Origin of the sequence: Actinokineospora cianjurensis, assembly GCF_003663795.1 — a bacterium.
Lineage (GTDB): Bacteria > Actinomycetota > Actinomycetes > Mycobacteriales > Pseudonocardiaceae > Actinokineospora > Actinokineospora terrae.
The window spans coordinates 594,933-615,616 of sequence record NZ_RCDD01000001.1 but is presented as its reverse complement, the minus strand read 5'-3'; the positions used below and the strand labels follow the sequence as shown (position 1 = coordinate 615,616).

The window sequence follows — 20,684 nt, the reverse complement described above, 5'->3', positions numbered from 1 at the left end:
GCTGTCATCCAACAGATCGAGGGGATTGCGTAGTGGGTTCCGCGCGGAGAACGACCCGGCTGACCGCCAGGGTCGCGGTGGTGGCGCTGGGCGCGTCGCTGATCACTGCGGTAGCGGGCCCATCGCCCGCTACGGCGGGGGCACCCGGGGTCGGGCTGCCCGACATCCCGTCGGTGGCCGTCAGCTCAGGTGGCATGCAGGCGAGGCCGGTGGACCCGGCGACGCAGAACGCGTTGTCCGGCAACCAGAGCACCGCGGGCGGTAGCGCTGACGGCGGCGGCAGTTCGACCGCGACCCCGCTCTCGGCGTCCGCGTCGTGGAACGTCTCCACCCAGACCGGTGACTTCGCCTGGTCCTACCCGATGCCGGTACCCCAGGTGCCGGGCGGGTTGACGCCGAGCCTGAGCCTGTCCTACCGCTCGTCCGCTGTGGACGGTCTGACCTCGGCGACGAACAACCAGGCGTCCTGGGTCGGCGACGGGTGGAACCTCGGCGTCGGGTTCATCCAGCGCGCCTACGGCCCCTGTTCGGCCGACACCGCGGGCGGCACGACGCCGCCCAAGACCGGTGACATGTGCTGGCGCAGCGACAACGCCGTCTCGGCGACCGGCGGCGTGCTGATCAAGGTCGACGAGACGACGTTCCGCTTCCAGCAGGACGACGGCAGCCGGGTGCAGCGGCTCACCGGCGCGGGCAACGGCGACAACAACGGCGAGTACTGGAAGGTGACCACGCTCGACGGCACCCAGTACTTCTACGGTTCCCGGCCCACCTCGAGCTCCACCTGGACCGTGCCGGTCTACGGCGACGACGCGGGGGAGCCCTGCAACGGCTCGTCCTTCGCGGCCTCGTCGTGCACGCAGGCGTGGCGGTGGAACCTGGACAAGGTCGTCGACCCCCGCGGCAACGCCATCGTCTACAGCTACGCGACCGAGACCAACTCCTACGGCCAGAACCTGCAGAACGCGGCCGTCTCCTACATCCGCGGCGGCACCCTGCTCAAGGCCGAGTACGGCTTGCGCGACGACCTGCCCGGCCAGGCCCTCGGCGTGGTCGACTTCGTCACCGCCGACCGCTGCGTGCGCGGCAGCACCTGCACCGCCGCCCAGCCCGCGAACTGGCCGGACGTCCCGTGGACCGACAAGTGCGACACCGCGACGTGCGCGGGCAAGCACTCGCCGACGTTCTGGTCCACCAAGATGCTGACCAAGGTCATCGCCCGCACCTGGAACGGCACCGCACTCGTCGACGTCGACTCCTGGGCGCTGGACCAGCAGTTCCCGACGACCGGCGACGGCGAGCGCCCCGCCCTCTGGCTGCGCAGCGTCCAGCACACCGGCCACGCCGCAGCCACCGCGGGCGCCGCGGCCATCGCCCTGCCGCCGGTGGTGTTCGAAGGTCGGCCGATGGCCAACCGGGTCGACACCGTCTCCGGCATGGGCCCGCTGATGCGCTACCGCGTCACCGCCGTGGTCGCCGAGTCCGGCGGCGTCACCGAGATCGCCTACGCGGCACCGAACTGCGTCCCCGGTACCTCGATGCCCGCCAACCCCGAGACCAACACCCTGCGCTGCTTCCCGGCGAAGTGGGCGAAGAAGGACTTCACCGAACGCACCGACTACTTCCACAAGTACGTCGTCGACACGGTCACCGCCACCGACCGCGTCCTTGCCGGTCAGGTCCTCGCCAACCCGCGCCAGGTGACCCGCTACGAGTACCTCGACGGCGCCGCCTGGCACCGCGACACCTCGGAGTTCACCAAGGACACCGACAAGACCTGGGACGAGTACCGCGGCTACGGCCGGGTCCGCACCCACAAGGGCACCGCCGACGACGCCAGCCCCATCACCATGACCGAACAACGCTTCTACCGCGGCATGAACGGCGACAAGCTCCCCACCGGCACCCGCTCGGCCACGGTGACCGACTCGGCGGGCACCGCCCGCGTCGACGAGGACTGGTTGCAGGGCATCGAGTACGAGTCCCAGCAGCACCTCGGCCAGAGCGAGACCGTGGTCAGCAAGGCGTTCTCGACCCCGACCTGGCAGGGGCCCACCGCCACCCGCGACAGCCTCAAGTCCTACGTGGTCGGTGTCGGGTCGCAGGAGGCGTGGACGGCGCTGGGCGCCGGGTGGCGCAAGACCAGGACCGAGTTCGGCTACGACACCTACGGGCAGGTGACCAGGGTCAGCTCGCTCGGCGACACCCAGGTCGCTGGCGACGAGACCTGCTCGACCACCACCTACGGCTACAACACGACCAAGTGGCTGATCAGCTACGCCACCAGGGTCGAGACGGTGTCCGTCGGCTGCGGCGTCACCCCGGTGTTCCCGGTCGACGCGCTGTCCGACAGCCGCTTCGCCTACGACGGCGCCGACTTCGGCGCGGTCCCCGCGACCGGCAACGTGACCCAGGTGCAGGGCCTGCGCGAGCACGCGGCAGGCGCGCCGACGACCTACACCGCCTCGACCGAGGCCACCTACGACCGCTACGGCAGGCCGCTGACCTTCAAGGACCCCAAGGGCGCCCGCTCGACCATCGCCTACACCCCGGCCGACGGCGGGCCGGTCACCCAGGTGAAGTCGACCGGTGAGCTCGGTCTGGCCAGCACCACCACGTTCCACCCGGTCCGCGGCCTGATCACCAAGACCGTCGGCGCCCGCTCGGAGATCACCGAGACCGACTTCGACGCGCTCGGTCGCACGACGCAGGTCTGGCTGCCCAACCGGCCGCGCGCTCGCAACAGCGCCTCGGTGAAGTACGCCTACACCGTCCGCAACGACAGTCCGTCGGCGGTGACGACGTCCGCGATCACCCCGAGCGGTCTCTACACCGTCAGCACCTCCATCCTCGACGGCCTCTACCGGGAGCGGCAGCACCAGGTGCCCACCGACGGCGGCAGGCTGCTGACCGACACCCGGTACGACTCGCAGGGGCGGGCGTACAAGCGGACCCAGCCCTACTTCAACTCCGGCGCGGTCGACACGACGCTGTCCGTCGGGTCCGATGTGGACATCCCGGGGCTGACCTTCACCGAGTTCGACGGCGTCGGCCGCGAGGTCGCCTCGATCTACAAGTCGGGCAGCACCGAGCGGTGGCGCACGACCACGGCCTACGAGGGCGACCGGGTGCACGTCACCCCGCCGCAGGGCGCCACGCCGATCACCACTGTCATGGACGCGCTCGGCCGCACCACCGAGTCCCGCCAGTACCGGGGGACGACGCCGACCGGCGCCTACGACGCGACCACCTACACCTACGGCAAGAACGGCCTGCTGGCCACGATGCGCAACCCGGCGGGCACCGAGTGGCGGTGGTTCTACGACGCGCGCGGGAACGTCGTCCGCAAGGAGGACCCGGACTCGGGCACGGCGACCACCGCGTACAACGCCGTCAACCAGGTCGAGTCGTCGACTGACGGCCGCAACCAGACCCTCGCCTACAAGTACGACCTGCTCGGCCGCACCACCGAGGTCCGGCAGGGATCGCTGACGGGCGCGCTGCGCCAGCAGTTCACCTACGACACGGCGGTCAACGGCAAGGGCCTGCCCGCGGCCGCGACCCGTTTCGTCGACGGCAACGCCTACACCACGCAGGTGGACTCCTACACCACGATGGGCCAGATCTCGAAGGCGTCCGTCGTGGTCCCGGCCAGTGAGGGTCCCCTCCAGGGCACCTACACCAGCGACTACGGCTACACCTTCGACGGCCAGGTCGCCAGCGAGACCATGCCCGCGGTGACCGCGGCCAACGTCGCGCGCGAATCCGTGGTGAACAACTTCGACGCGCTCGGCAGGGCGAGCTTCTCCAACGCCGGTGTGGACGACATCGTCTCCTCGACGCTGTACACCAAGTACGGCGAGGAGCAGCGGGTCGAGATCGGGGACCCGGCGCTGCACAACCGGGCGTGGATCACCTCGATCTACGAGAGCGACACCCGCAGGCTGCGGCGCTCCATCGTCGACACCGAGACCGCGGGTCCGTCGCAGGCCGACGTCAACTACACCAGGGACGCCGCGGGCAACATCCTGTCGATCACCGACCAGCCGCAGGGCGGGACGGTCGACCGGCAGTGCTTCCGCTACGACCACCTCCAGCGGCTCACCGAGGCGTGGACGCCGAACGCCGACTGCGCGCAGAACCCCAGCGCGAGCGCGCTGACCGGACCGGCGCCGTACTGGAACTCCTACACCTACGACCTGTCCGGCAACCGCACCAAGGAGATCGGCCATACCGCGGCGGGCGACACGACGCGCACCTACAACTACACCGACCCGACCAAACCGCACCGGCTGAGCACCGTGTCCGTGTCGACCCCGGCGGGTGCGACGTCCACCGACTCGTTCCGCTACGACGCCGTCGGTAACACCACCGGTCGGACGGCCGGTGGGCGCGACCAGACCCTCGACTGGGACGTCGAGGGCAAGCTCGCCAAGGTCACCGAGGGCCCGAAGGTCAGCACCACCATCTACACCACCGGTGGCGTCCGGCTGCTCCGCAAGGACGCCGACTCGACCACGCTCTACCTGGGCGACCAGGAGGTACGGCTGGCCGCGGGCTCGATGACCCCGACCGTCACCCGGTACTACCGCCACAACGGCACCGTCGTCGCGATGCGGCAGGGCGGCAAGCTCACCTGGCTGGCGGGCGACCACCAGGGCAGCGCCTCGATCGCGGTCGACTCCTCGTCGATGACCGTGTCCAAGCGGTGGCAGTTGCCCTTCGGCGGGTCACGGGGAACGGCCGTGCCCGCGCTGGCCGGGGAACGCGGTTTCGTCGGCGGGACCAACGACCCGAGCGGACTCGTCCACATCGGCGCCCGCGAGTACGACTCGGCGAACGGCAGGTTCGTCAGCGTCGACCCGCTGCTTGACCTGACCGACCCCGTGTCGTGGACCGGTTACGCCTACGCGGGCAACTCGCCGGTCACCGCGTCGGACCCGACCGGTCTCATCGCCGACTACGACAACCCCGGCCAGGAGATCCGCTACGGCGGCAAGCCGAACGTCACCGGTGTGGTCATGAGCGGCGGACCGAAGCTGACCTTCGTCAACTCCGTCAACCCGCTGGCGAACTCGGGACACGGGCCTTACAAGCGCGGCCTGTACCACAACTTCAACACCAAGAGCTGGGAGTCGTACGACGTCCGCATCGACATCTACTCGGTCGAGGGCAACTGCAACGCCATCCCTGGCGGGGTGGGGCCGGTGCTGGACTGCACCGGTCAGTACATCGGGATCCCGCGCTCGCAGCTGCACGAGATCTTCCCCTGCGGTTCGCCCGCCGTGCCGCGGTGCCCTGACTCGTTCAGCCAGGCACCGAAGGCGCCCGAACCGCTCACCGTGAAGGACGTCCTCGAGTTCTTCGTCGGCGAGTACGTGGAGTGCGGGAAGGACTTCGGGTTCACCTCGGCGTGCGGCATGGCGCTGCTCAACACCGCCATGCCCCCGCTCGGCAAGGCGGCGAAGATCGCCAAGGTCGCGGAGGAGGGCATCGAGGTCGGCGTCGACGCCGCCAGAGTGGCGAAGGGCACGAAGGCGGCCAAGGCGGCGGAAGAGGCGGCCGAGTCCACACCGATGCCCAGGAAGTTCAAGGGCCCCAACGGCGAAGACCTCCCCGGCGGGATGGGCCCCGGCGAGCTGTCCGATACCGGAAAGGGCCTGATCTACCACATCCCGCCCGGCACACCTGGTGTTGATCCCAAGGTCTTCTACGTTCGCGTAATGGAACCGGTGACCAAGGGGAAGTACCAGTACCCGAACGGTTACGTCAGCTACCTCAACAAGATGAGGGACCCGATTCACCCCCTCACCGGCAATAGTATTCCCACGTCGCACCCGTACCGGCACATCCCGATCGAGGGAGGATCATGAGGATCCGCGACCTGCTCGTGGGAGCCCAGGCGCGAGCCGTGGGCGGCATCGAGGACACCTACCTGCTTGAGCAAGACTCGCTGCAGGAGGTCGAGCTGGTAGACGCCTGGCTCGACCTGCCCTGGTCGACCCTCGCCCTGCTCGTGGACCTCCGTGGCGCCCTCCAGCTCGACGAGGGCAGTGCCGGACTGATCCTGCTGTCCGGCGTTCGCAACCTGAATTGGCAATTCCCCGGGGATCGGTGGAACCCGATGCCGCGGCTCATCGTCTCCTCGGCCTTCGAGATCGGGGAGAGGGTCACCGCGAGCCTCGGGATGATCTCAGGCGGTGGCGACATCGAGCTCCAGGCCCAGCGGTGCTCGTTCTGGACCGGCGACATCCCCGGCCTGCCCGAGGTGCGCCCGCCGTACGGGGAGGCGTCCCGGCAGGAGATCGACCGGGACACCCCGGCGTGGGACTCCGAGTTCGTCCCGCTGCGGTGGGCCGAGGTGGTCGGCAAGTCCTGATCGAGGTGGGAGTCGTCCCGGCCGTGATCGCGGCGGGACGACTCCCACGGACCTCGTTGCGGGGGTGTCAGCCCCAGCCCAGGTCGTGCAGGCGGGCGTCGTCGATGCCGAAGTGGTGGGCTATTTCGTGGACCACCGTGATGGCGACTTCCTCCACCACGTCCTCGTCCGTCTGGCAGATGTCCAGGATGGCCGAGCGGTAGATGAAGATGCGGTCCGGTAATTCGCCGCCGTACTGCGAGGTGCGCTCCGTCAGCGCTACCCCGTGGTAGAGCCCTAGCAACGTAGGGTCGCCGGGGTCGCGGTCCTCGACCAGGACGACCACGTTGTCCATGGCCCGGGCCAGCTCGCGCGGGATCTCGTCGAGTGCCTCGGCCACCAGTTCCTCGAAGCGCTCCCGGGACATCTCCACCGTCAGCCGCCGGGAGTCGACGTGGGTGTGGGTGCGGGTGTGGTGCCAGGGGTCCCGCGGACGCTGTTGGTCACCGGGGCCAGGCCGGAGCCGTCGGGGAGTTTGGCGCCCACCTTGCAGTCGACCTTGCGCGATCCCGCGTCCCAGCTCTCCTGCTGGAGGGTGTCCGGGTAGGGGGTCAGGCCCTTGGCGGCCAGGTCCGCGCCGCCGGTGTACTCGGTGGTGATGGTGGCGCAGAGTTCGATCGCCCGTTCGCGCTGCACGGTCTCCTGGGGGAACTCGCCCTGGAAGACCGCGCCCAGGTTCACGGTGCCGACGATCTCGTACGCGTGGGCCTTGTCGCAGGCGATGGGGTCGCCGATCTTCTGGCCCTCCAGCGCCAGGCACGTCCCCGGGTCGTGCACATTGGACTGGTCCTGGCGCGCGGCCGAGCCGGTCACCGGGATCAGGCTGCCCGACGGGGCGGTGCGCTGCAGGCCGCAGCGGACCTTGCGGTCGCCGTCGAGCCACTTGGCGTCGACGGGCTTGAGCGCGTTGATCCGGTACCGGCCGTACGGGTCGAGCTTGCCGCCCAGGTACGACGTCGCGCTGGGGGTGCACTTCTGCTCGGCGATGTCCTGCCAGCGGGTCTGGTCCGGTGGCGGCGCGTCAGCCGGGTACTCCGCCGAGATGTCGACGTTGCTGGTCACCTCGAACAGGTGCGGCTTGGCGCAGTCGACCCGGGCCATGTCGGTGCCGTCGGGGGGTGTCCAGGTGAGACAGCTGCCCGCGGGGGAGTCGAACGCGAGGTCCGCCTCCTCGGCCGGGGTCAGGTCCGCGCCGCCCGCGCCGACCGGCCAGGAGAAGACCATGCTCGTGGTCAGGAGCAGCAGCGAACCGGCGAACGCCCCGCCCATCATGACCCGGGTTTTCGCCGTGTTGTCGTTCGACCGAAACCAACCGCCGCTGCCAGACATCTACTCCATGATGCCGTGTCCCGGTGGCGGACGCGGCCACGGGAGCACAACAGCGGGGGAGAGGTTGCGATCGTGACAAACATCCGACAGCCGCGCCGCTGGTCAGCTAGGGTTCGCGCCGGGAGTGGTTCATGACTGACAACGACAAGCCCTCGGGCGCCGAGCAGCCCGCCGACGGGCCTGCCAGCGGCAAGACCAGCGACAACAGCACCGACGTCCCCGCTTACGTCCCGGAGCCACTGCCCGAGGACGAGCCCAAGCGCGGGTCGGTCAGCTACCAGGACGAGACCACCAGGGCCAAGAAACCCTCGGTGGCCGAGCAACGCGCCCGTCGAGACGCGCAGCGCCGCCAGCGTGAGGCGGAGCAGGCGGAGTACGAGGAGGCCGAGCGCAAGCGCAAGAAGCGCAAGCGCATCCTCATCGGCTCCGGGGTCACCGTCGGCGTGGTGGCGCTGGTCGCCGTGGTCTACGCCGCGTCCACACCGGACGACGTGACCGCGCAGTGCACCACCAACGACGGCGTCATCGTCGACGACGACTACTGCGACTCGACGTACGCGTCCAGCCACGGTGGGTACTCCAGCGGCGGCTTCATCTTCATCGGCGGCTCCTCGTACCGCTACAACTACGGCGGCTCCGGCTCGGTCGGCCAGAAGGTCACCGGCGGTAGCTACGTGTCGCCGGGCAGTGACACCACGGTCAAGACCAACTCCGGTAAGACCGTGCAGCGCGGTGGTCTCGGCGTCAGCAGCGGTGGGAAGAGCGGGGGCAGCTGACTTGCGCCGAGAGCGTCACCCGGCCCGCGGCGACTGGCGGGCCAGGATCGAGTCGCAGGGACTGGTGTTCGGCACCCCCGCCCGCTACGGCGGGGGCGGCCTGCGCCCGTACTGGGACGAGTCCGTGCACTACGCCTTCGAGATGGACGAGATCCTCTCGGTCGAGGCGGACGTCGAACTCCTGCACTCCATGTGCCTGGAAGCCGTCGACACCATCGTGCTCACCGAGCGGTACCGCGACTTCGGCATCCCCGAGTGGGTGTGGCCGCACATCGCCGAGTCGTGGAAGCGCCGCGACCCGCACGTGTACGGCCGCTTCGACCTGCGCTACGACGGCTCCGGCCCGGCGCGGCTGCTGGAGTACAACGCCGACACCCCGACCTCCCTGCTGGAGGCCGCCGTCGTGCAGTGGTACTGGAAGACCGACGTGTTCCCCGAGGACGACCAGTGGAACTCCATCCACGAGAAGCTGGTCGAGCGGTGGACCGAGGTCAAGGACCTGCTGCCCTCGCAGGAGGTCCACTTCACCTGGTCCGGCGCCGACCCCAGCGGTGAGGACCACCTGACCACCGCCTACCTGCAGGAGACCGCGGCCGAGGCCGGCCTGGACACCGTCGGGCTGGCCATCGAGGACATCGGCTGGGACGCCGACCTCGGCCGGTTCGTCGACCTCGCCGAGTCGACCATGGCCACGGTCTGCAAGCTCTACCCCTGGGAGTGGGTCACCGGCGAGGACTTCGGCAAGCGCGTCGTGGAGTCACTGCCGCGGACCCTGTGGGTCGAGCCGCTGTGGAAGATGCTGCTGTCGAACAAGGCGATCCTCGCGGTGCTGTGGGAGATGTACCCCGGCCACCCGAACCTGCTGCCCGCGTTCCTCGACGAGCCCGGCCTGCTCACCGAGTACGTGCGCAAACCGAAGCTCGGCCGTGAGGGCGCCAACGTGCAGATCGTCGCCACCGGCTACGAGACCCAGACCGGCGGCGTGTACGGGGCCGAGGGTTTCGTCTACCAGGCGTTCGACCCGCTGCCCGAGTTCGACGGGTACCGCCCGGCGCTCGGCGCCTGGATCGTCGGCGACAACGCCGCCGGGCTGGGCATCCGGGAGACCGCCGGCCTGGTCACCGACGACGGCGCCGCCTTCGTCCCGCACAGGATCCCCCAATGACACGGCATCCGCTCAGCACTTCCCCCTGGAGAACCTCGTGACCACTCAACTCGCCGCGGTGTCGAACATCGCCCTGCCCGCAGGCTTCGGCGCCGACCTCGGCAAGGGCATCGGCGCGATCGCCCTGTACGCGATCATCGGCCTGGTCCTCATGCTGATCGGCTTCTACGCCATCGACTGGACCACCCCGGGCAAGCTGTCCGACCTGGTCCGCACCGGCAAGCCGAACGCGGTGATCGTGACCGCCTCCGGCATGCTCAGCATGGCGCTGATCATCGTGGTGGCGATCTACTTCTCGGCCAGCGACCTGACCGCGGGCCTGATCACCTCGGTGGTCTACGGCCTGATCGGCATCGTCGTGCAGGTGCTCGCCGTGCGCACCCTCGAATGGGTGACCAAGCTGGACGTCGGCTCCACCATCCAGGACGACAAGTTCGCCCCGGCCAGCGTGGTCGTCGCCGCCGTGCACATCGCCCTCGGCCTGATCGTCGCGGTCGCCATCTCCTAGGGTTTCCCGCACCGGCCGGTATACCGCAGGCGGGACCCGGCCGGTGCGGACTACCCTCACCACCTGTGATCGACCTCAAGGTTCTGCGCGAAGACCCGGACACCGTGCGCGCCTCGCAGCGCGCCCGCGGTGAAGACCCCGCGACCGTGGACGCACTGCTGTCCGCGGACGACCGGCGCCGCACGGTGATCTCCCGCGCCGACTCCCTGCGCGCCGAGCAGAAGCTGTTCGGCAAGCAGGTCGGCAAGGCCAAGGGCGACGAGCGCGAGGCGCTGCTGGCCAAGGGCAAGGAGCTCTCCGCGGGGGTCAAGGAGGCCGAGGCCGAGCAGCACGCGGCCGAGCAGGCCCTCGACGAGGCCCACCGCGCCCTGCCGAACCTGGTCGACCCGGCCGCCCCGGTCGGCGGCGAGGACGACTACGCGGTCATCGAGCACGTCGGCACGCCCCGCGAGTTCGACTTCACCCCGCTCGACCACCTCGACCTCGGCGTCCGCCTCGGCGCCCTGGACATGGAACGCGGCGCGAAGGTCTCCGGCTCGCGCTTCTACTTCCTCACCGGCATCGGCGCCCAGCTCCAACTGGCCCTGCTGAACCTCGCCGCCGCGCAAGCGACGGCCGCGGGCTTCACCCTGATCATCCCGCCGGTCCTGGTCCGCCCCGAGATCATGGCGGGCACCGGCTTCCTCGGCGCCCACGCCAGCGAGATCTACCGCCTCCGCGACGACGATCTCTACCTGGTCGGCACCTCCGAGGTCGCCCTCGCCGGCTACCACGCCGACGAGATCATCGACCTCTCGGCAGGCCCCCGCCGGTACGCCGGGTGGTCGACCTGCTTCCGCCGCGAGGCCGGGTCGTACGGCAAGGACACCAGGGGCATCATCCGGGTGCACCAGTTCGACAAGATCGAGATGTTCTCCTACTGCAAGCCGGAGGACGCCCCCGCCGAACACCAGCGCCTGCTCGACTGGGAGAAGCAGATGCTGGCCAAGATCGAGGTCCCCTACCGGGTAATTGATACGGCCACCGGCGACCTCGGCACCAGCGCCGCCCGCAAGTTCGACTGCGAGGCGTGGGTCCCCACCCAGCAGGCGTACCGGGAACTGACCTCCACCTCGAACTGCACCACGTTCCAGGCCCGCAGGCTGGGGGTCCGCTACCGCGACGAGAACAACAAGCCGCAAACCGCCGCCACCCTCAACGGCACCCTCGCCACCACCCGCTGGATCGTCGCCATCCTGGAGAACCACCAGCAGGCAGACGGCTCAGTGGTCGTACCGGAGGCCCTCCGCCCGTTCCTCGGCCTGGACGTGCTCCGCCCGACCAACTAGACCCAGCGTGGAGAAGGCGCCTCCCTCCCGGAGGCGCCTTCCGCTTGTCCGGGCCCCGATGGTGCGCTGCCGGAGATCACCGACTCCGTGGCCGCGCGGGGAGCTGTGCGTGAGTGAGGGGACCGAGCGCAACCAGCGCACCGAGCGTCCGCTGGCCGTGCAACGGCCCTGCGCGGGTCGGTCCCCGACACGTACCTCCTGGAGTCGATCTGACCGCTCGCGAATGTGGCGCCCGCAATGATGGCGGCCGTCCGGCCGTTCCGGTGCGCCAGGACTGTTCGAGGCGGCCGGGACACCTCGATGTCCTTGTCGGACAACCGTGCGGACGGATTGCGTCGGTCCTGCCGAACGGCAACCACGGCAGGCCCCGCACGCGTGGCGGGGCCTGCCGTGGTTCAGGTGGTTGGGGTTACATGGCGGGTAGTGGGCACTGCGTTCCGGGGGAGATCACGGTCCAGGACGTGCAGGCGATGGCGCGCAGGCGCTGGTAGGTGATGAACCAGTTGGGGTTCCAGCGGTGCTGGATCTCGATGCGGGCGACGCGGGAGGAGATGCGGGGGTCCCAGTCGCGCTGCCACTGGATCCACCGGTCGGAGTTGCCGAACCAGATGCCGTCGACGCCGGCGTTCATGCCTGGGGTGACGCCGATGACCTGGTCGCAGGAGTTGTACGCGACGGCCATGGTGGCGGAGGTGAACCCGCGGGCCAGCAGCAGTGAGTGGACGTGGGTGGTGGCGTCGATGTGCCCGGTGGCGCGGTCCAGGGTGAACCAGGTCTCCATGCGGAGGCCGGGGGTCGGGTCGTTGGCGAGGTGGGCGTACACGGTGCTGGTCCGGGCCGTGTTGCACTCGGCAGCTGTGGCCGCGTGGGCGCTGGTAGCAGTGGTGAGGACAGTCAAGCCGGTCAGCACCACCATCACGGTGGTGATCTTGGCGAGGATACGCCGAATAGTGTCCACGACAGAACTCCAGAATGGATGTGGATTGGGTCGGATGTGTTGCACGGGCACCCGGGTTCGGGTCGCGAGAAGGATTTCTTTCACCCGAGACGTCATCGGGCTTCTCGCTTCCGTGGAACACACAACCACGTTCTCGGCCGGTGCGGAACAGTGTCGCGGTGTCCGTTCTGTCCTCGGACGAACAGGTTCCGTGGCGGACGCGCGGCCCGGCCCGCGGACGCCGTGGGGCCAGGCGTTTCCTGCTGTGTCCGCTGGTGGGGTCGGCGGCTGTCGCCGGACAGGGAAAGGCGTGGTGCTGCTGGTCCGCGGGTGTCCGGCGGCCAGCGGACACCCGCGCTGGGCAAGCTCCTGCCCGGCGGACTCGTCCGCCGGGCAGGAGCGGCGAGGACAGGGCGAGGGGCGTGGGGTGGGCTCGGCGGGTCAGCCCTGGAGGTTGAGGGTGATGATCTGGTCGAACCGCTGGTCGCTGAGTGCTCTCGCCCGTATTCGCACTGGGCCCGGCGGTAGGTGGACGGTTTCGATGCGTGATTCTCCCGGTTCGCATTCGGCGGGGCGCAGTCTGACTGCCGAACCGGTGAACACGGTGTCGAACTCCCCGTTCACATTCGCGTACGGGGGTTCTGGAATGCATCGAAATACCCCGTTGACTTCGACGAGGACATTGATCTGTGGTCCTCGTCGAAGGGTGGGGTCGGCGGCCGGGTACCCCATCCCCCGCAGGGTGACGGGGTCGCCGACGTGTGGGCGGTTGTTCGACGCGCCGAACGTCTCCCTGTTGGGGTCGGCGACATAGCCCGCGGCCGTAACCACCGTTGTGACGACGGGGCTGGTCACGGTGGGGGTCGACCACGTGGGGGGCTCAGGTCGGCCGGGATCCCGCGGCGTCGCGGTCGTGGTCGTCGATGGCCAATTCGGTGATGACGGTAGGGGCGTGATCGACGGCGAGACCACGGTCGCTGACGGCGACGCCTCCATCGACCGGGTTGTCGTGCCGGGGGCGGGAGCCGATGGCGAGGCGAGGAGAGGGCCGGCCTGTCCTGCCGGTGACCCGTGGACCAGGAGGACCACCGCGCCCCCCAGCAGTGCGGCGGCACCACCCAGCCAGATGGCCTGGGCGAGCCTTCGGTGGCGGGTCCACCACGACACCCCCGCGGTCGCGGTCACGAGGTCGGCCTCGCCCTGTGGAGAGGGGGGATCCTCGGCTGCCGTGGTGGTCGCCGTGTGGTGGCCCACCGCGCGCTGGTGCAGCCGTGTGGCCTCGATGGTATCGCCGTCCAGAGCGGCGACGATGGCCATGAGGATGTCCGTGTTGAGGGGCGGGCTCTGGCCCGCACGAGCCAGGAACGGACCGTAGTACTTCTGGAGGGTCGACTTCGAGAAGTTGGTTCGCTTGGCCAACTCGCGGTAGCCAGGGCGATGACCTGTGCGCTGCTGTTCCGCCTCGAACAAGCCTTCGGTGTAGCGCAACAGTTCCACGCCCGGGTCGACCTGGTCAGGCTGCTCCGCTGCCGTCATGAACCCGCGTGCCCTTTCCCCCTGGTGACCCCGTGCAGGGGCGACACCTGACCGCGACTGGCGCCTTGGTCGTCGGTGGTGGACCGATCGGGGTGGGCTTGCTGGTGGCCGTGGGGTTGGCGCGTTCCGCGGGGTGGTGAGCAGCGCGGTCTGGTGACCGGAAACAGGTTCATCGGTCTCGTGGTCGGCACCGGTGGTCCTCCCTCAGGCAGGGTTTTGGCTCATGGTGTAGACGTCCACCGGGCGCCACTCGACAGTGACCCGGCGTCACAACCCCGACTGACCGCGAGGTTCACCCAGTCGGCCGCCCGCTTGTCGGGTCGGTCCGTGCCCGCTGTGACACACCTGCCCTGCCCACTGCGTCAGCCGGTGGGAAGAACCGTGGGATGGGTTGGGGTGGGCGTCAGGTGGCGAGGGCGGGGGTGGGGGAGGTGCGCTGCTGTTTGCGGGCGCGCAGGAACTGGATCACCCGGCGGCCGAGGGCGATCATGGGGAGTTCTACTCGGCGGTAGATCACGTCTGCCATCAGGACTCCCACGGCCGTGACGACGACTGCGGTGGCCAGGCCGTGCGGGGCGAACATCGGGATGGCTGAGGCGACGACGAAGCCCGCGATGTTCTGCAGGAGGTACAGCGAGTACGAGCGCTCGCCGATGAAGACCATGGGGCGCAGGGTGAGCAGCCACTGCATCGGGCCGGGGCCGAGGGTGGCGACCACCAGCATCGCGCACAGCACGGTGTAGCCGATGATCGGCAGCAGGCCGCCCTTCCACTCCGAGATGTTGGCGATGTTGGTCTGCACCAGGAACGCCGCCACCGCGATCGGGGGTGCGGTCAGCGGGTGGGTCAGCGGGCGCAGCAGGCGGAAGCCCTTGGCCGAGTGCAGCAGGAACGCGACCTGGCAGCCGATCATGATCATCAGGTACGGGGAGGCGTAGGGCAGCAGGAAGAACGTGCCTGCCATCAGGGCGGCCGTGCCCGCGATCCGCCACGCCGGGCGCAGCAGGAACGTCGCGCCGAGCAGCAGGGGCCACACGATGTAGAACTTCTGCTCGATGCCCAGCGTCCAGCTCTGGCCGAACCACCAGTTCGGCGGCGCCAGTTCCTGGTTGAACCACAGGTAGTACGGCATCAGCGCGGGCATGCCGCTCGCGGTGTACTCGCGGCGCAGCCACAGGATGGCCGCGATCGCGCCGAGGATCACGTAGTACGCGGGCAGGATCCGGAAGGCCCGCCTGAGGTAGAATTCCTTGATCGAGATCTTGCGGTTGCGGCCCTCCTCGCGCAGCGCGAGCGTGGTGATCAGGAACCCGGAGATCACGAAAAACAGATCCACGCCCAGGTAGCCGTTGAGGAAAGCGGCTTGCGGTCCCGCGAAGTGTGAGAAGACAACCAATACGGCCGCTATCGCGCGAAGACCGTCCAACGCGTCGAACCTGCGCATGGCCAGGTAGTCGGCGTGACTGATCGTCCGCATGGCGTCCTCCGAGAATCAACCCCCGGGGGAACATTAGGTCACATTGTGGTGAAAAGCAGCTCCGCCAAGTGGTTGCCGATTTCCAGCGCGCTCGTGGCCGCAGGCGAGGGCGCGTTCAGCACGTGCACCTGCCGGTGGCCCTGTTCGACCAGGAAATCGTCGACGAGCGAACCGTCGGGCAGCAACGCCTGCGCGCGCACCCCGGCGCCGCTGCGGACCAGGTCGTCCTCGCCGACGGCTGGCACCAGCTTGGCCAGGCTCGCGGCGAACCGGCGCTTGGACAGCGAACGGCGCACCTCCTCGTAGCCGACCGGGAACGCGTACTTGCGGGCCAGCCGCCAGGTGCCGGGGAAGCGGGCCGTCTCCAGCAGGTCGGCCACCGAAAGATCACCCCATCGGTACCCCTCGCGGCGCAGCGCGAGCACCGCGTTGGGGCCCGCGTGGACGCTGCCGTCCAGCATCCGGGTGAGGTGCACGCCCAGGAACGGCAGCGTCGGGTCCGGCACCGGGTAGATCAGGCCCTTGACCAGGTGGGACCGGTCCGGCCGCAGCTCGTAGTACTCGCCGCGGAACGGCACGATCGTGGCCCTCGGGCTGAACCCGGCCATCCTGGCCACCCGGTCGCTGTGCAGGCCGGCGCAGTTGACCAGCGCGTCCGACCGCACGATCGCGCCCCCCGTGGCGACCTCGACCGTTCCCCGCTCCGACGTGCGGATACCCAGCGCCGGGGTGGACAGCCGCAGGTCGGCACCGGCAGTTTCCAGCTCCCGCACGATGGCGGCGCAGACCGCGGGGAAGTCGATGATCCCGGTGCTCTCGACCCGCAGCGCGGCGACCGCGGCGACCTCGGGCTCGTACTCCCGCGCCTGCGCCTGCGTGATCGTCTTGGCCGGGACGCCGTTGGCCTCGGCGCGCTGGGCGAGCACCTCCAGCGCGGGCAACTCGGTCTCGCTGGTCGCGACCACCAGCTTCCCGCACACCTCGACCGGGACCCCGTTGGCCTGCGCGTACTCCACCATCGACCGGTTGCCCGCGACGGACATCCGCGCCTTGAGCGAGCCGGGCTTGTAGTACAGGCCCGCGTGCACGACGTTCGAGTTGTGGCCCGTCTGGTGCGCGCCCCACCGGGATTCCTTCTCCAGCACGGTGACCTGGGCCCCGCGCTGCACCAGGGACCTGGCGACCGCGAGGCCGACGATCCCGCCGCCGATGACCGTCACCTTGCGAGCCATGACACAACCCTCTCCAACTCAGCCGAACGCGCTCGGTAACCTAGGTCGCCCCCAAGCGCAGCAACGCGTAGTCGACGAAAGCGAGCTACCTGGTGAGCGTCGCTCTTTCCCAGGACCGAGTGGTGGAACCGAACCCGGACGAGCAGAGTGTCCCACCTGTGCGCCCAAGCGGAGTGCTGGCCGGTCGGGTCGGTGCCGTCGCCGCGATCGCGGCCGGTACCGCGCTGATCGCCGCGCACGGGTTCGTCTACGGCCACTGGATCATGGACGACGCGGCGATCACCTTCGGTTACGCCCGCAACGTCGCCGACGGGTACGGCCCGGTGCTCCAGCCGGGGCTCGACCCGGTCGAGGGCTACTCCAACCCGGTCTGGATGGCGCTGCTCGCCCTCGGCGCGCTGGTCGGCCTGTTCGACCACGGCACGATCTTCGGCGTCCCGGACTACGTGCTGTTCCCCAAGGCGCTGGGCATCGCCTGCTGCGCGGGGATCCTGACGCTGTTCTACTTCGCCGCCAAGGTGCTCACCCGGCGCCCCCGGCTGGCGACCCTGCTCGCGGGCGCCGCGCTGGCCGCCATGCCCTCGTTCGTCATCTGGATCGTCTCCGGCCTGGAGAACCCGGTCTACGCGCTGTTCGTCACCGCGGTCGCGACCGTCCTGGTCCGCGCCATCGCCGCCGACCGGCTGCTGAACTGGCGCACCGGCGTGCTCGCCGGGGTGTTCGCCGCCGGTGCCGCGCTGAGCAGGCCGGACGGCGCGATCTACGCGGGCGCGTTCGGCATCGTCGCGCTGCTGTTCCTGCGCCGCGACCGGATCAAGCAGACCTTCGTCGCCTGCGCGATCTCGGTCGGCGCGTTCGCCGTGCCGTTCGGGGCGTACCTGGCCTACCGCTGGTTCACCTTCCACCGCCTGGTGCCCAACACCGCCGTGGCCAAGGACCAGCCGCTGCCCGCGCTGGAGGACCTCGGCAAGCCCAGCCTGCTGGTCGGCTACGTCGGCTGGGCCGCCGCGCTGCTCGTCGTCGGGCTCGTCGCCGCCACCCTCGCCCGCCGCACCCCGACCAGGGCGCAGCTGGCGGGCCTGCTCGTCCCGCTCGGCCTCGCCGTCGCCGCGTTCTGCGTGCTGCAAGCCGACTGGATGGGCGAGTACCGGTTCGCCACCCCGATCTGGACCCTCGGCGCCCTCATCGCCGGGGTGTCGCTCACCGTCGTGTGGGACGCGTCGCGGCTGCGCGCCAGGGCCCTGTTGGCGCTCGGTCTCGTCGCCGCGGCCGCGCTGGCCTCCGTGCAGTTCGAGGCGTCCGCGCGCAGCTGGCGGATGGCCGCCAAGACCCCGCTGTGCATCGTGGTCGAGCGCGACGCGCGCACCATGAACGGCATCGCCGACATCCTCGGCCGCGACGGCCTCAGCGCGGGCGTCATCGACCTCGGCGGCCAGTCCATGGCCAGCGACCTGCGGCTGATCGACCTGGCCGGGCTCGGCGACGCCAAGATGGCCGAGTACCTGGGCGACGCCGACCTGCAGGGCCTGCGCGACTACACCTTCACCGAGGCCAAGCCCAGCATCATCACCTTCATCGGCACCTGGGACACCACCCTCGGGTTCACCACCGACGCCCGCTTCGACCAGGACTACTACCTGGTCTACCAGTCGGCGCCGCCGTGGCCGGGGATCCTGCTGTCCTACAACCGGGTCGGCTTCTGGGTGCGCAAGGAACTCGTCGCCGACCAGGCCCAGTTGGCGCGGCTGCGGACCTACACCCACGACCGCGTCGAGCCCGTCCTGCGGGAGAACGCCGTCGCCAACCGGCGCGACTGCGGGCCGGTGCTGCGCCCGGGCCAGACGGAGTGACCCCGGCGGCGGCCGGTACCGTGGGGGCGCGGCCCGGTCCGGACCGCCCACCCCGAGGTTGGAGCTTGAGCGAGGCATGATCCCTATCACCGTCGTGGACGTCGCCGACGCCGAGCCGCTGGTCCTGGAAGTGCTGCGGTCGGGCGTCATCGCGCAGGGGCCCATGGTCAAGCGGTTCGAGGACGCCTTCGCCGAGGTCGCAGGAGTCCCGCACGCGATCGCGGTGAACAACGGCACCACGGCGCTGGTCGCGGCCATCGAGGTGCTCGACCTGCAGCCGGGCGACGAGGTGGTCACCACCCCGTTCACCTTCGTCGCGACGCTCAACGCGATCCTCGAGGCCGGGGCGACGGCGCGGTTCGCCGACATCAGCCGCACCGACTTCAACCTCGACCCGAACTCGGTCGCCGCCGCGGTCACCGACCGGACCAAGGTCCTCATGCCCGTGCACCTCTACGGGCAGACCGCGGACATGGGCAAGCTCGTTCCGCTGGCCGAGGAGCACGGCCTCGCCTTGGTCGAGGACGCCGCGCAGGCCGTCGGCGCGACCTTCGACGGGCGCCCTGCCGGTAGCTACGGCATCGGCTGCTTCTCGCTCTACGCCACGAAGAACGTCACCACCGCCGAGGGCGGCGTGATCACGACGAGTGACGCCGCGCTCGCCGACCGGCTGCGCGTGCTGCGCAACCAGGGCATGCGCGCCAGGTACCAGTACGAGGTCGCGGGCCACAACTACCGGATGACCGACCTGCACGCCGCCGTCGGCATCCCGCAGCTGGAGAAGCTCGCGACGCTGACCGACGCGCGCCGCCGCAACGCCACCGCGCTGAGCGAGGGCCTGGCGGGCATCCCCGGCCTGGAGACCCCCGCGGTGCTGCCGGGCCGCGAGCACGTGTGGCACCAGTACACGGTGCTGGTCACCGAGGACGCCGCCGTCGACCGCGACGAGTTCGCCGCCAAGCTCACCGAGCGCGGCATCGGCAACGGCACCTACTACCCGAAGCTCGTCTTCGACTACGACTGCTACCGCGACCACCCGCGCGTCATCGCCTCGGACGCGCCGGTCGCCGCCAAGGTCGCCGAGCAGGCCCTGTCGCTGCCGGTGCACCCGAAGCTGACCGCCGGGGACATCGACACCATCGTCACCACGGTTCGCGAGGTGCTCGGCGCATGACCGCACTGCCCAGGATCGCGCTCGTCGGGGTCGGCACGATGGGCTCGCTGCACGCCCGCGTCATCTCGCAGAGCCAGGACTGCGAGCTCGCCGTCGTGATCGACCCGCGCGAGGAGTTCGGCACCGCCGCGGCGCAGAAGTACGGGACCACCTGGCGCCCCGAGCTCGGCGACCTGTCCGATGTGGACGCCGTGGTGATCGCTGCCGCCACCGAGGCGCACCACCAGCTGGCGCTGGACGTGCTCGGCCAGGGCAAGCCGCTGCTGATCGAGAAGCCGGTGTGCGCCAACCTCCCGCAGACCGAGGAGGTCCTCGCGCTCTCGGAGCAGGCGGGCCTGCCGATCATGTGCGGGCTGCTGGAGCGCTACAACCCGGCGGTCATGACCGCGCTCGGCCTGATCGACGCGCCGGTGCACGTCGCCGCCACCCGGCACTCCCCGTACGCGCCGCGGATCAAGACCGGCGTGGCGTGGGACCTGCTGGTGCACGACGTGGACATCGCGCTGCAGGTGTTCCGCGGCGTCGAGCCGGTCCGGGTGTCCTCCGGCCTCGGCCAGTTCCACCCGTCGTCGGTGCCGGGCGCGGAGGACGTCGTCGAGGCGGTGCTGACCTTCACCACCGGCGTCGCCACCGTGTCGGCCAGCCGCATCGGGCAGCGCAAGATCCGCACCCTCGCGGTGTACGAGCTCGACCGGCTCATCGAGGTCGACCTGCTCAGCCGCACGGTGACCGTGTACCGCAACGTCGTGCAGGACGCCTACACCCCGGACGGCCGCGGCTACCGCCAGCAGAGCATCATCGAGATCCCCGAGCTGGTCACCGCGCGCGAGCCGCTGGCCACCCAGCTCGACCGGTTCCTCGACCTGATCGCGGGCCGGGTCGACGCCGACGCCGAGCGCCGCTCGATCCTGCCGTCGCACCGCGCGGTCGCCGCCGTGATGTCGTGATGTCCTG

The 20,684-nt window shown here is 70.0% G+C and carries 15 protein-coding genes; 9 read left to right on the top strand and 6 right to left on the bottom strand.

The features are described 5' to 3' along the window. Positions 1–32: 32 nt before the first annotated feature. Together CLV68_RS02815 and CLV68_RS02810 are read left to right on the top strand one after the other, a co-directional pair. Entirely contained in the window at positions 33–5,873 is a 5,841-nt protein-coding gene (locus tag CLV68_RS02815; RefSeq protein ID WP_121389029.1) for an RHS repeat-associated core domain-containing protein, read from the top strand. Next, the gene (locus CLV68_RS02810) at positions 5,870–6,379 is read left to right on the top strand and encodes a hypothetical protein (RefSeq protein WP_121389028.1); all 510 of its coding nucleotides are present in this window, start codon (positions 5,870–5,872) and stop codon (positions 6,377–6,379) included. The genes CLV68_RS02815 and CLV68_RS02810 overlap by 4 nt, the downstream gene beginning before the upstream one ends. Before the next feature lie 67 nt (positions 6,380–6,446). On the opposite strand, the gene CLV68_RS02805 is transcribed toward CLV68_RS02810, so the two are convergent. Together CLV68_RS02805 and CLV68_RS02800 are read right to left on the bottom strand one after the other, a co-directional pair. After that, on the bottom strand, positions 6,447–6,797 hold the full coding sequence (locus CLV68_RS02805) for a metallopeptidase family protein (protein ID WP_092786216.1): 351 nt from the start codon (positions 6,795–6,797) through the stop codon (positions 6,447–6,449). Beyond that, entirely contained in the window at positions 6,794–7,747 is a 954-nt protein-coding gene (locus tag CLV68_RS02800; protein ID WP_121389027.1) for a septum formation family protein, read from the bottom strand. The genes CLV68_RS02805 and CLV68_RS02800 overlap by 4 nt, the downstream gene beginning before the upstream one ends. A gap of 131 nt (positions 7,748–7,878) precedes the next feature. On the opposite strand from CLV68_RS02800, the gene CLV68_RS02795 reads away from it, so the two are divergent. The 4 genes from CLV68_RS02795 to serS all read left to right on the top strand — a co-directional run bounded on the left by CLV68_RS02795 (position 7,879) and on the right by serS (position 11,524). Continuing rightward, complete coding sequence (locus CLV68_RS02795; protein ID WP_246009642.1) at positions 7,879–8,523, top strand: hypothetical protein; 645 nt, start codon at positions 7,879–7,881, stop codon at positions 8,521–8,523. Between the two features lies 1 nt (position 8,524). Further along, positions 8,525–9,688: a glutathionylspermidine synthase family protein gene (locus tag CLV68_RS02790; protein ID WP_121389026.1), complete on the top strand. Its 1,164-nt coding sequence runs from the start codon at positions 8,525–8,527 to the stop codon at positions 9,686–9,688. 37 nt (positions 9,689–9,725) lie between these two features. After that, positions 9,726–10,196, top strand: coding sequence for a DUF350 domain-containing protein (locus tag CLV68_RS02785; RefSeq protein WP_211346419.1), 471 nt, complete (start codon positions 9,726–9,728; stop codon positions 10,194–10,196). 65 nt (positions 10,197–10,261) lie between these two features. Further along, positions 10,262–11,524, top strand: a complete 1,263-nt coding sequence (gene serS, locus CLV68_RS02780; RefSeq protein WP_121389025.1) for a serine--tRNA ligase — start codon at positions 10,262–10,264, stop codon at positions 11,522–11,524. A gap of 409 nt (positions 11,525–11,933) precedes the next feature. On the opposite strand, the gene CLV68_RS02775 is transcribed toward serS, so the two are convergent. The 4 genes from CLV68_RS02775 to lhgO all read right to left on the bottom strand — a co-directional run bounded on the left by CLV68_RS02775 (position 11,934) and on the right by lhgO (position 16,706). After that, the gene (locus tag CLV68_RS02775) at positions 11,934–12,482 is read right to left on the bottom strand and encodes a hypothetical protein (RefSeq protein ID WP_121389024.1); all 549 of its coding nucleotides are present in this window, start codon (positions 12,480–12,482) and stop codon (positions 11,934–11,936) included. Between the two features lie 420 nt (positions 12,483–12,902). Next, a complete protein-coding gene (locus tag CLV68_RS02770) occupies positions 12,903–13,997 on the bottom strand; it encodes a helix-turn-helix domain-containing protein (protein ID WP_121389023.1) in 1,095 nt (364 codons plus the stop codon). 403 nt (positions 13,998–14,400) lie between these two features. After that, positions 14,401–15,474 (bottom strand): acyltransferase family protein, encoded by a 1,074-nt coding sequence (locus CLV68_RS02765; RefSeq protein ID WP_121389022.1) that lies wholly within the window; start codon positions 15,472–15,474, stop codon positions 14,401–14,403. Positions 15,475–15,512: 38 nt separating this feature from the next. Beyond that, positions 15,513–16,706, bottom strand: a complete 1,194-nt coding sequence (gene lhgO / locus CLV68_RS02760) for an L-2-hydroxyglutarate oxidase (protein ID WP_121389021.1) — start codon at positions 16,704–16,706, stop codon at positions 15,513–15,515. Positions 16,707–16,864: 158 nt separating this feature from the next. On the opposite strand from lhgO, the gene CLV68_RS02755 reads away from it, so the two are divergent. The 3 genes from CLV68_RS02755 (at position 16,865) to CLV68_RS02745 (ending at position 20,677) form a co-directional block, all read left to right on the top strand. After that, on the top strand, positions 16,865–18,556 hold the full coding sequence (locus CLV68_RS02755) for a glycosyltransferase family 39 protein (RefSeq protein ID WP_147459863.1): 1,692 nt from the start codon (positions 16,865–16,867) through the stop codon (positions 18,554–18,556). A 76-nt stretch (positions 18,557–18,632) separates the two neighbouring features. Then, positions 18,633–19,730 carry a DegT/DnrJ/EryC1/StrS family aminotransferase gene (locus tag CLV68_RS02750; RefSeq protein ID WP_121389019.1) on the top strand — a complete coding sequence of 366 codons (1,098 nt, stop codon included), beginning with the start codon at positions 18,633–18,635 and terminating at the stop codon, positions 19,728–19,730. After that, positions 19,727–20,677, top strand: coding sequence for a Gfo/Idh/MocA family protein (locus tag CLV68_RS02745; RefSeq protein WP_121389018.1), 951 nt, complete (start codon positions 19,727–19,729; stop codon positions 20,675–20,677). Before CLV68_RS02750 ends, CLV68_RS02745 begins: the two co-directional genes overlap by 4 nt. Positions 20,678–20,684 lie beyond the last annotated feature (7 nt).

What these genes read in the sequence shown, in the direction of transcription:
- CLV68_RS02810 (WP_121389028.1), top strand. Translation starts at nt 5,870, where the DNA reads ATGAGGATCCGCGACCTGCTCGTGGGAGCCCAGGCGCGAGCCGTGGGC.
- CLV68_RS02800 (WP_121389027.1), bottom strand. Translation starts at nt 7,747, where the DNA reads ATGTCTGGCAGCGGCGGTTGGTTTCGGTCGAACGACAACACGGCGAAA.
- CLV68_RS02795 (WP_246009642.1), top strand. Translation starts at nt 7,879, where the DNA reads ATGACTGACAACGACAAGCCCTCGGGCGCCGAGCAGCCCGCCGACGGG.
- CLV68_RS02770 (WP_121389023.1), bottom strand. Translation starts at nt 13,997, where the DNA reads ATGACGGCAGCGGAGCAGCCTGACCAGGTCGACCCGGGCGTGGAACTG.
- CLV68_RS02765 (WP_121389022.1), bottom strand. Translation starts at nt 15,474, where the DNA reads ATGCGGACGATCAGTCACGCCGACTACCTGGCCATGCGCAGGTTCGAC.
- lhgO (WP_121389021.1), bottom strand. Translation starts at nt 16,706, where the DNA reads ATGGCTCGCAAGGTGACGGTCATCGGCGGCGGGATCGTCGGCCTCGCG.
- CLV68_RS02750 (WP_121389019.1), top strand. Translation starts at nt 18,633, where the DNA reads ATGATCCCTATCACCGTCGTGGACGTCGCCGACGCCGAGCCGCTGGTC.
- CLV68_RS02745 (WP_121389018.1), top strand. Translation starts at nt 19,727, where the DNA reads ATGACCGCACTGCCCAGGATCGCGCTCGTCGGGGTCGGCACGATGGGC.